Raw genomic sequence first — 9,755 nt, forward strand, 5'->3', positions numbered from 1 at the left:
TTAGATAAGTTTGATGAAATTGCAAAGTATGGACGGAAGCGTCTATCCTGGCAGAATGATGCTTGCTATGACATTAATGTCATACTATATACTTTGGAAAAATGACGAAAGGGGATTATCTGAGGTAGAAGCTAAAGCCCCCCTTTTTGCAATACCGGATTCATTTGAAGCAACTTTCTCGGTGCACTTGCGTGAAACTTTCGGACAACGTTCCAAAAACTGGACTTTGTCTACAGCCTGGGGCCATCCGGATATTACGGATGGCTTTTTGAATGTACAAGACAATATAAGTATAGCACTAATAATAAGTTTATTTTTCTCTGCGAAAACGGTTGATCCTCCGGCTGGAACGCCGAGAGGCGTTTCTGCTTGACTCAGCCCATCCCGCAGAGGGATTGTCCCTTTCAATAATTGGCTATACCATAGATGGAGCAGCTCCATTGCGGAAAGGACGGATGAGAACATCATGAATTTCATTAAAAGCAGCGCGTATCAGAACCTTTCTCTCAAACGGAGGATCGTCATCCTCTTTATCGCAGCCTCCCTGATTCCATTCGTCGGGATCGGGTTAATCTCCTATTTCACCATCGATTCGATCTTGTTTAACAAAATTCAATTGGGCATCCAGAGCAACGTCAGGCAGGTTCAGCTCTCCCTGGAGAATACGATTAACAACATGAACCATGTGTCGCAGCAGCTTTCTTTTGACGGCAGCGTGGGAAAGAAGCTGGATCAGTACCTTCTCGGGGGGGAGCCGTACCATCAAGCGAGTCTGGTCAGCGAAATAAAGAACGAAGTAAGCACGATCAGCTTCACCAACCCCAATATCGGCTTGACGATGTATTATATTCAAAAGGACGGGTCCCATCTGTTTGAAAATTTGGTCGTGAGCGAACAGTTCGATCCGAACACGCTCCCCCGCCTGGCCGTTTCGAACAAAATCACGTATCATTCCCCGCATATCAGCCAAGACGGATTAAATAATCATAACGTACTGTCTGTATTAAGAAAGGCGGGCATCCCGGAGCGCGACGATATTTATATTTACATCGAATCGGGCTTTAAGCTGACGCAAAATATATTAGACACCGATCAAATCAGTCAAAATTCGCATCATCTGCTTCTAAATAAAGAGGGACAAATTGCGTTCAGCGAAATTCCGGACATTTTTCCGGCGAACAGCGCGTTTCCTCTGGAAGACGCCCGTGTCGACCACGGCACCTATAATCATTATTACTGGTTTAAAGGGACAAGCAAACAGGGCTGGAGCATTGTCTCGGTAATCCCCGAAGCGGAATACAACAAGGAAAGAAACCGATGGCTGATTCAAATCGTCTTCTTCTCGCTCCTGGTGCTGGCCATCAGCGTCATGCTGGCCTGGCTGCTCTGGAAAATGGTCTATCGTCCGCTGACCAACTTCCATAAGGAAATGAAACGGGCGGGGCAAAGCGACTTCCAATCCGCGCCTGTGAAAACGTACATCCCGGAATTTGACTATCTGCTGCGGGAATTCGGGGACATGAAGCAGCAGATCGGGGAATTGTTCCTTGAAGTGGAGCTTAAGGAGAAGCGTAGGGCGGATCTGGAGATCGAGAAGCTGCGCTACCAGATAAACCCGCATTTTCTGATGAATACGCTGGATACTGCGCACTGGTTAGCCGTGATGAACGGACAGAACGAGATTGACCAGCTCGTTGTCTCTCTTAACAAATTGCTGTACTACAATCTGGGCAAGCTGGGCGAGCAAGCTACCGTAAGGGAAGAGCTTGATGCCTTGAAGGAATATTTAACGCTGCAGCAAATCCGCTATGACTTCCAGTTTAACGTGCGGGTCGAAGCCGATGAGCATGTGCTGGACATGATCATTCCGAGGTTTATTTTGCAGCCTCTCGTAGAAAACGCGTTATATCACGGCTTGAACGATCAAGGGAGCATCCGCGTGGATGTCAAATATGACGGCTTTATCGAGCTGGCCGTCCATGACAACGGCGAAGGGATGTCGGAGGAAACCATCCAGCATCTCCTTCATAATGATCAGGTCGAGAAAAGAAAAGTAGGCATGGGCATCGGCATGAATTATGTGAAACGGATGATCGAATTCTATTACGACGGACAAGCCGGCATGCAGATCAAGAGCGAATTAGGCAAAGGAACAAGTGTTATATTAAGATTACCGGCGAGGGAAGCGGAGGAAGACGTATGATAAAAGTGTTAGTAGTTGACGACGATAAGCTGGTGCGCAAAGGGCTTATTTCGGCTATGCCTTGGTCCGATTTCGGTATGCTGGTGGCAGGGGAAGCGAGCAACGGCGAGAAAGCGCTGGAATTTCTGCAGGCGAATCCGGTGGACTTGATGCTGACGGATCTGGCGATGCCGGTTATGTCCGGCATCGAATTGATGCGCAGCGCCCGTAAGCTGTACCCGGAGCTGTATATCGTCGTCTTGACGCTTCACCAGGATTTTGATTATATCCAGGAAGCGCTGCGGCTTGGGGCGATCGATTATATTGCCAAGGTGCAGCTGGAAAAAGAGCGGTTCGAAGAAGTGCTCGGAAGAGTCTATGCGCGGATTCAAGAAGAGAGGAAGAAGAGCGCTGCCGGCGTTCCACTTTCCAAAGAGGCGGCGCCGAATTCCGACAGCTTCGCTGCGGATACCGGTTACGCTTTCCTAGCGAAGGAAGGACAACCGGATACCGGCTGGCTTACGGAAACCGGGCTGCTTGCCGGGGGCAGCCTGGAAGAGCCGGATGTTAACGTCTTGTGGTGGGTTCCCGGGGTTGACTCCGCTGAGCCTTCACGTATTCCGGACGGGTGGATGATGATGAAGCTGTCCGGACTGGCCGGACGGAAGAAGAGCTTGATCTATCGGCTGTTGCGTGCATATAGGCAAAAGGACTTTTTTTATGATTATCAGCCAATCAATCAACGGGTCGAGACGACTGTCGAAGCTTTGGGCAAGGAATCGCCCGCTAACGAAAACGATCTGACCGGCGCGAGAGAACAATGGCTGACGCTCGAATGGATTCATGACGAAGCGGCCTATGAGCAGCTGCGGGACGAGCTGAAAGAAATGCGGCTGCCCGTGCCCCGGCTGATCCAATTTCTCTATACGCTCGAGAGCGAATGGAAGCGCGTCTATGCCGCGGTAACGGACAAGCGGATTGCAGAACCGGGGCCGTTCGACAGCTGGCTTGAAGCGGAGGCATGGCTGCAGTCGATCCGCAGACTTACCGCGCAGATCGCAAACAGCCAGCCTTATTCGCAGGAGGTTGTCGACTGTATCATGAAAGCGGTGAAGCTCGTTCAAGAAGAGATGGATCAGCAGGTATTCGCGATGGATGTCGCCAAGAGGGTGAACATGAGCCGGAGCTACTTCAGCCAGTGCTTTAAAGATATAACGGGCAAATCGTTTAATGAATACGTGCGGGAGATCCGAATCGGGAAAGCGAAGGAATATTTGACCCATACCCATAAACCGATTCAATGGATTGCGGAGCATACGGGCTATATGGACGAGAAATATTTCAGCCGTTTATTTCGCGAGCATACCGGCATGCTGCCGAGCGAGTACCGCCAAAAGCCGCAGGGGTAGATAGAAGTCGGCGGCCAAGGGGGACAGATGTCTTTTTGACGGGAAAACTCCCTCCAACGCTCTACCCTATCCCGCAACCCGGCTCTAACGTAAAACGCTTTCATCGGTGTTATCCTATTCATGTAGTTAATTCATTGAACGAAGGGGAGAAAGAGATGAAAGCGACAAAAAACAGCTTGCTCTTATTGCTGGCCGTGCTCCTTATCGCGCTGACAGCGTGTAGTTCCACGAATAAGCCGGGTAACGGAGGCAATACGAATGAAGGAACGGATGCTGCTTCCGGAAATAATGAGCCGGCGGCACCTGCGGAGACGGCCGATCCTTTCGGCAAATACGAATCACCCGTCACCATTCATGTAGGCCAAGCGAACGATCCTACGGACAACAGCCTGCCGCAGGGGGATACGCCGGAGAATAACCAGTATACGAGACATATCAAAGAGCAGTTGAATATAGACACGAAGATTATCTGGCGGACCGCCACGGGCAAAGACTACGACCAGAAGGTCAACCTGTCCATCGCGAGCGACGATCTGCCGGACCTGGTCATCGTGAATGACGCGCAGCTCAGACAAATGGTGAAAGCCGGCCAAGTGGAGGATTTGACGGAAACATTCGAGAAATACGCGTCTCCTGCCATTAAAGGCATTATCGAGAAGACGGAAGGGCGCGCCCTCGATGCGGTCACCTTCGACGGCAAGATGATGGCGCTTCCGAACGTAACGGCAAGGGGCGACGCCGTTCATACGATGTGGATCCGCAAGGATTGGTTAGACAAACTGGGCTTGGAGGTTCCGAAGACGGTAGAAGACTTGGAGAAGGTGGCCAAAGCGTTCGTCGATGGCGACCCGGACGGGAACGGAAAGCCGGATACGATCGGCATTGCCGGACAGCAGGCCGGCGGCAAGCTTTATGCCAACTTCCTTGCTTCAAGCAATAACACGTTTGGCTTGGACCCTATTTTCTCCGCATTCAACGCTTATCCGGGTTTCTGGCTGGAAGGCGAAGACGGCAAGCCGGTCTACGGCTCCATCCAGCCGCAGGTGAAAGAAGCGTTGGCCAAATTGCGCGACATGTATGCAAGCGGCGCGATTGACCGTGAACTGAGCATTCGCAAAGACGCGGCCGAGCCGGTCGTCAGCGGCAAAGCGGGAATATTCTTCGGTCCGTTCTGGATGGGCTATTGGCCTCTTCCGGATGCGGTCAAGAACGATCCTAAGGCGAATTGGCAGTCCTATGCGCTGCCGCTTGACAAGAACGGCGAATTCAGCCCGCACATGGCGACTCCTTCCACTCAATTCCTTGCGGTCCGCAAAGGCTACGAGAACCCGGAAGCCGCGCTTAAATTGATGAACCTGCTTGTTCGGGACGAAGCTAAATTTGACGTAAGCGTAACGCTTAACCACTACCCGGTTCGGATCGTATACGCGCCGGTCGATGAAATCGAGTACTCGCTGACTGCGCTCAAAGAAGTTCTGGCCGGAACCAAGACGGCGGCAGACTTGGACATCCCTGGTTATAAGCTGCTTGCAGACGACGCGGCTAAGGTGGGCAAAGCAAAGCTTGAGCCGTTCGATAACAATGACATTCAATATTGGAGCACGGAAGACATGGGCATATGGAGCCGCATGTACTCAATCTTCGTTGGCGGCGCGCCGCTGCTTGAGAAGCGCAACGAGGTATACAGCCTGGTTTATTCCCAGACCAAAACGATGGAAAGCCGGTGGGCGAACCTGGAGAAGCTGGAAACCGAAACGTTCCTGAAAATCATTATGGGCGCCGCTCCGATCGAATCCTTCGACAAATTCGTCGAGGATTGGAAGAAGCAGGGCGGAGATAAAGTGACGCAAGAGGTGGAAGAAGAAATCAAGGAGTAATCCAATCGGCAGAGGCGGCGGATTTTTGATTCCGTCGCCTTTGCACAAATAGGCAAACACTTGCAAAATAGAGTAGGAGTGGGATTAATCATGAGAAACAGGAGCTTCGAGAAACATTATTACCTTATGCTTCTGCCCGGCTTGATTTGGTTAGTCTTGTTTAACATTGTCCCGATGAGCGGCATTGTCATGGCGTTTCAGGATTTTAACCCGGGAGCGGGGATTTGGAAATCGGAATGGATCGGATTAGAGAACTTTGAATATATGTTTGTGCTGTCCGACAGCAAGACGGTCTTGTTTAATACGATTTATATCGCGATATTGAAGATTATCGGCAACCTGATTGTTCCTCTCGTATTTGCGCTGATGTTAAACGAGCTGCGGCTGCAGATCGTGAAGCGTTGGGTTCAAACGATTGTATATTTGCCGCATTTTCTCTCCTGGGTTATTTTGTCGGGAATCTTGCTCGACGTATTTGCCTTTAAAGGTCCGATTAACTCCGTTTTGGGCGTGTTCGGCGTAGAGCCCGTCTTATTTTTCGCAAGGGCCGATTTATTCCCTTATATTATTGTAGGAAGCGACGTGTGGAAGGAATTCGGATTTAACACGATCATATATTTAGCTGCGCTTACTTCGATTAATCCGGCGTTGTATGAAGCGGCCGCGATCGACGGCGCCACGCGGATGAAGCGGTTGTGGCATGTAACGCTGCCCGGCATCACGACAACGATTGTTTTGCTGGCTGTATTAAGCTTAGGGAACGTATTGAACGCAGGGTTCGATCAAATCTTCAACTTGTACAACCCGCTTGTTTATTCGTCCGGGGACATTATCGATACATGGGTTTACCGCGCAGGCCTGCTGAACCTTCAGTTTAGCTTGGCGACGGCGATGGGGCTGCTCAAATCGGTGGTCAGCTTTATTCTAATCGTCGTATCCTACCTGCTCGCATCGAAGTTCGCCAACTACCGCATCTTTTAATCGAAGGGAGCATGAACAATGGTTAGAGAACAATCGTTTGGCTCCAGGCTATTCGATATCCTGCTTCTGGTCGTCCTGATCGTTATCGCGCTGGTGTGCATTATGCCGATTTGGTATACGCTGGCTGTCTCTCTAAGCGATAAATCGGCTGCCGCTGCCGGCATCGTGCGACTATGGCCGGTCGGATTCAACTTTAACTCGTATCAAACGATCATGACAGATTCGAAGTTTTTTAATTCGTTCGGTATTTCGCTGCAGCGGGTTCTGCTGGGGTCTGCCTTGAACTTTATAGTTACGGTGCTGATGGCTTACCCGTTATCGAAATCCGTGAAGGATTTCCGCCTGCGCAACGTATTTATGTGGCTGCTCGTCTTCTGCATGCTCTTTAACGGCGGCTTGATTCCCTGGTATATGGCAATTAAGGATTACGGCTTGATGGACTCGATTTGGGCGCTTGTATTGGCGGGCGGCGTGCAGGTGTTTCACGTCATTCTCGTCGTAAACTTCTTCCGGAACCTGCCGAAGGAGCTGGAGGAGGCGGCGCTTGTGGACGGAGCGGGGCCTTGGTACATGCTGGTCCGGCTCTTTGTTCCGCTGGCCGTTCCGGTTCTTGCGACGATCACGCTGTTCAGCATCGTGTACCACTGGAACGAATTTTTCCACGGCCTGGTGCTGATGTCGAAAGCCGAGAAATATCCGCTGCAAACCTATATTCAGCAGCTTGTGGTGGTCATCGATACGACGAGCATGACGGAAGACGAATATAAGAAGCTTAGCGAGCTGTCCAACCAGACGTTGAATGCGGCTAAAATCTTCATCGCCATGATTCCCGTTCTGATCATTTATCCGTTCCTGCAGCGCTTCTTTATTCACGGCATCACGCTCGGTTCCGTGAAAGAATAGGTTGTACTATTCACCGGCGTGAGTGGATCTACTCGCAAATCAAGAATAAGGGCTGTCCCGCAGATCTATCCGGATCTTCGGGAGAGCCCTTATTCGCTGTGGTTCTTATGACCGTATCGCTAGACTTTCGTATCTGCGGCCGCGTCCGGTTCCTAGACGTCGATGACTATCGTGCTCTGCGTTTACACTCATTTATTGAACGATGGTATTCGGATACGGGAATTGCGTGGAATATCCGTTAAACTGCTGATAGGCTTGATCGAGATTGTTTTGCTGCTCCGCCTCGAGTTTATAGTGACCCTTGCGGAACATCAATTCGAATAAATCATATTGGCATTGATGCGTTTCGTTCAAGATCGTCATAATATCCTGATGCAGGGCGGTATGGCTTGCTTCTCTTGCCGATACGTTAAAGCTGTCGGTGAGATACTTTTCCGTTGCGAGAATATCGTTGACGCGGTCGCGGTCGTTTAAATCCGGCCCTTTGACCTGCTGCTCATAGGAAGGCTTAGGATTTTTGATCGTTTGCGCGCTTTGATTCTGGTTCTGATTTTGGTTCTGGTTCATACGGCAGCCTCCTTATTATTGGGTTTGAGGAACCTTTTTCATTTCCTCTGTATTGTTGTTTTGCAGATGCTTGAGCAACAGATTGTAATGTCTTTGATGCATTTGCCCTGCCTTATCAATCGCTTGAGCAATTTCGGGATCGGAGCATTCTTGTGCAAAATGGCGGCATTTCTTCATCGCGAGAATCTCCCAGGACAATTGATCCTTCAAATAAAGCGAGTCCTTAACGGTAATGACCTGAGGCGGAACCTGCATTAACGGGGCTTGCTGCTGCTGCTGCGTTTGATTTTGCTGCATATATAGTCTCCTTGTCATCAGAATTTACCTATAGCTTGTGCAAAATGCTTGAAATTATCACTTTTTAAAAAAATGGTGAATTCGCCTTGGAGTCATTCAGGTCAGTGACTATCCGGTATCTAAGCTTGGCATAATAGTCATGATTGGACGGGAGGTGAGGGCAATGAAAAATAACAATGAGCAAGACCCGCGGAAATTAAAAGGAAATGCTCTGACCCATGAACAGTTTTCGGATGTATATGCGGCAGGGACAAGTGACGGAGTACACCAGCTTGCAGATGAGAAGATCCAGATCAAGAATGAGTCCTATGACTCCGGTCAACAAAAATAATTCTGTTTGCTCTGAACCGGCATGCAGCCGCTAAGCCTGATATTCAGTGCTCAGCGGCTTTTTCTGCTTCGTTTCGCGATCTAAACTACCGGTCTTATACATCCGTCGATATCGTTTAGTGAATAAAGGGAGTTAACGGTGGGATTCTATAGATGTAACATTTTAAAAATGAGCGACCCGATCGGCTTTAGGGACGGATTTTGGAGCTAAGCGAAAGAAGGGAGCTTCCTAACATGATTAAGTTTTTACTGAAGTGGCTGGTTAACGGCGCAGTTGTCGTATCGCTGCTTCTTTATTACACGGATATTTCGTTTTGGAATGCGGCAATTGCTGCTACCGTTCTGACGATCATTGCCTACTTATTAGGTGATCAGTTGATCCTGCGCAGAACGAATAACATCATTGCGACGATCGCCGATTTTGTATTAGCGGCCATTTACCTTGGTGTATTGGCTTATGCATTCGATTGGGATTTAAGTATGGGTGAGACACTGATGATCTCGTTCCTATTAGGGATAGCCGAATGGGTGCTCCATCGTTATGTATTTAATGAGGAGCTGCGGGTTCCCGCATAGTGATTGAATTGTTTTGCTGAGGAGTTCACCGGATAGCGCATGCAGGGGCGGCCAATTGGCCGCCCTTTTCGTATAATTTGTATTAAAATTCCAGTTGCAATCGTTATGATAGATATGATATATTCTTAATCCGGCCGCAAAACGGGCCGAATACAAATAAACGAATCGGATGTCAGGAATTACCTGTAGCATTCATGAATGAATTCGTGTTATATTGTAAGTCCGGCCGTGAGAAACAAGCGGACGGCGAGAAAGAATAGATTGTTCTTTGAAAACTGAACAACGAGTGAAACTGCCCCGTTAATCCTTACGGATTAATGGAAAAGCGATAAAAAAGGAATGAGTCAACGAGAAACTTCAATCTGACCTTTGGCTAGAGAGAGGTTTCACGGACAACTAACCAATTTGGAGAGTTTGATCCTGGCTCAGGACGAACGCTGGCGGCGTGCCTAATACATGCAAGTCGAGCGGAGTTATTCCTTCGGGAGTAACTTAGCGGCGGACGGGTGAGTAACACGTAGGTAACCTGCCTGTAAGACCGGGATAACATTCGGAAACGAATGCTAATACCGGATACGCAATCTGGTCGCATGACCGGATTGGGAAAGACGGAGCAATCTGTCGCTTATAGAT

At 49.4% G+C, this 9,755-nt stretch carries 10 protein-coding genes and 1 rRNA gene; 9 read left to right on the top strand and 2 right to left on the bottom strand.

Going from position 1 to position 9,755, the window contains the following annotated elements:
* Positions 1-13: 13 nt before the first annotated feature.
* From H581_RS37735 to H581_RS0106560, 6 genes are all read left to right on the top strand, one after another.
* Positions 14-373 carry a hypothetical protein gene (locus H581_RS37735; RefSeq protein WP_156889517.1) on the top strand — a complete coding sequence of 120 codons (360 nt, stop codon included), beginning with the start codon at positions 14-16 and terminating at the stop codon, positions 371-373.
* 93 nt (positions 374-466) lie between these two features.
* A complete protein-coding gene (locus tag H581_RS0106540; protein ID WP_028609315.1) occupies positions 467-2,203 on the top strand; it encodes a sensor histidine kinase in 1,737 nt (578 codons plus the stop codon).
* Positions 2,200-3,591, top strand: coding sequence for a response regulator transcription factor (locus H581_RS0106545; protein WP_028609316.1), 1,392 nt, complete (start codon positions 2,200-2,202; stop codon positions 3,589-3,591). Before H581_RS0106540 ends, H581_RS0106545 begins: the two co-directional genes overlap by 4 nt.
* A gap of 155 nt (positions 3,592-3,746) precedes the next feature.
* Positions 3,747-5,468 (top strand): extracellular solute-binding protein, encoded by a 1,722-nt coding sequence (locus tag H581_RS0106550; RefSeq protein ID WP_028609317.1) that lies wholly within the window; start codon positions 3,747-3,749, stop codon positions 5,466-5,468.
* Between the two features lie 90 nt (positions 5,469-5,558).
* Positions 5,559-6,449 carry an ABC transporter permease gene (locus H581_RS0106555; RefSeq protein ID WP_028609318.1) on the top strand — a complete coding sequence of 297 codons (891 nt, stop codon included), beginning with the start codon at positions 5,559-5,561 and terminating at the stop codon, positions 6,447-6,449.
* 18 nt (positions 6,450-6,467) lie between these two features.
* On the top strand, positions 6,468-7,352 hold the full coding sequence (locus tag H581_RS0106560; RefSeq protein ID WP_028609319.1) for a carbohydrate ABC transporter permease: 885 nt from the start codon (positions 6,468-6,470) through the stop codon (positions 7,350-7,352).
* A gap of 192 nt (positions 7,353-7,544) precedes the next feature.
* Here H581_RS0106560 and H581_RS0106565 read toward each other — a convergent pair whose 3' ends face one another.
* Both H581_RS0106565 and H581_RS0106570 read right to left on the bottom strand, forming a co-directional pair.
* Positions 7,545-7,919: a spore coat protein gene (locus H581_RS0106565; protein WP_028609320.1), complete on the bottom strand. Its 375-nt coding sequence runs from the start codon at positions 7,917-7,919 to the stop codon at positions 7,545-7,547.
* 15 nt (positions 7,920-7,934) lie between these two features.
* Positions 7,935-8,216 (bottom strand): hypothetical protein, encoded by a 282-nt coding sequence (locus tag H581_RS0106570; RefSeq protein ID WP_028609321.1) that lies wholly within the window; start codon positions 8,214-8,216, stop codon positions 7,935-7,937.
* Positions 8,217-8,379: 163 nt separating this feature from the next.
* Here H581_RS0106570 and H581_RS36965 point away from each other — a divergent pair, with 163 nt between their 5' ends.
* The 3 genes from H581_RS36965 to H581_RS0106585 form a co-directional block, all read left to right on the top strand.
* Positions 8,380-8,547, top strand: a complete 168-nt coding sequence (locus tag H581_RS36965) for a YozQ family protein (RefSeq protein WP_245599948.1) — start codon at positions 8,380-8,382, stop codon at positions 8,545-8,547.
* 233 nt (positions 8,548-8,780) lie between these two features.
* The gene (locus tag H581_RS33270) at positions 8,781-9,122 is read left to right on the top strand and encodes a DUF2512 family protein (RefSeq protein WP_036717955.1); all 342 of its coding nucleotides are present in this window, start codon (positions 8,781-8,783) and stop codon (positions 9,120-9,122) included.
* Positions 9,123-9,524: 402 nt separating this feature from the next.
* Positions 9,525-9,755: ribosomal RNA gene (locus H581_RS0106585) — 16S ribosomal RNA — on the top strand; the annotation flags it as partial.

The organism is Paenibacillus harenae DSM 16969, from assembly GCF_000422465.1.
Lineage (GTDB): Bacteria > Bacillota > Bacilli > Paenibacillales > Paenibacillaceae > Pristimantibacillus > Pristimantibacillus harenae.

Coding starts and splice junctions, on each gene's coding strand:
- H581_RS0106545 (WP_028609316.1), top strand. CDS start 2,200: ATGATAAAAGTGTTAGTAGTTGACGACGATAAGCTGGTGCGCAAAGGG.
- H581_RS0106560 (WP_028609319.1), top strand. CDS start 6,468: ATGGTTAGAGAACAATCGTTTGGCTCCAGGCTATTCGATATCCTGCTT.
- H581_RS0106555 (WP_028609318.1), top strand. CDS start 5,559: ATGAGAAACAGGAGCTTCGAGAAACATTATTACCTTATGCTTCTGCCC.
- H581_RS0106570 (WP_028609321.1), bottom strand. CDS start 8,216: ATGCAGCAAAATCAAACGCAGCAGCAGCAGCAAGCCCCGTTAATGCAG.
- H581_RS0106540 (WP_028609315.1), top strand. CDS start 467: ATGAATTTCATTAAAAGCAGCGCGTATCAGAACCTTTCTCTCAAACGG.
- H581_RS0106565 (WP_028609320.1), bottom strand. CDS start 7,919: ATGAACCAGAACCAAAATCAGAACCAGAATCAAAGCGCGCAAACGATC.
- H581_RS0106550 (WP_028609317.1), top strand. CDS start 3,747: ATGAAAGCGACAAAAAACAGCTTGCTCTTATTGCTGGCCGTGCTCCTT.
- H581_RS36965 (WP_245599948.1), top strand. CDS start 8,380: ATGAAAAATAACAATGAGCAAGACCCGCGGAAATTAAAAGGAAATGCT.
- H581_RS37735 (WP_156889517.1), top strand. CDS start 14: ATGAAATTGCAAAGTATGGACGGAAGCGTCTATCCTGGCAGAATGATG.
- H581_RS33270 (WP_036717955.1), top strand. CDS start 8,781: ATGATTAAGTTTTTACTGAAGTGGCTGGTTAACGGCGCAGTTGTCGTA.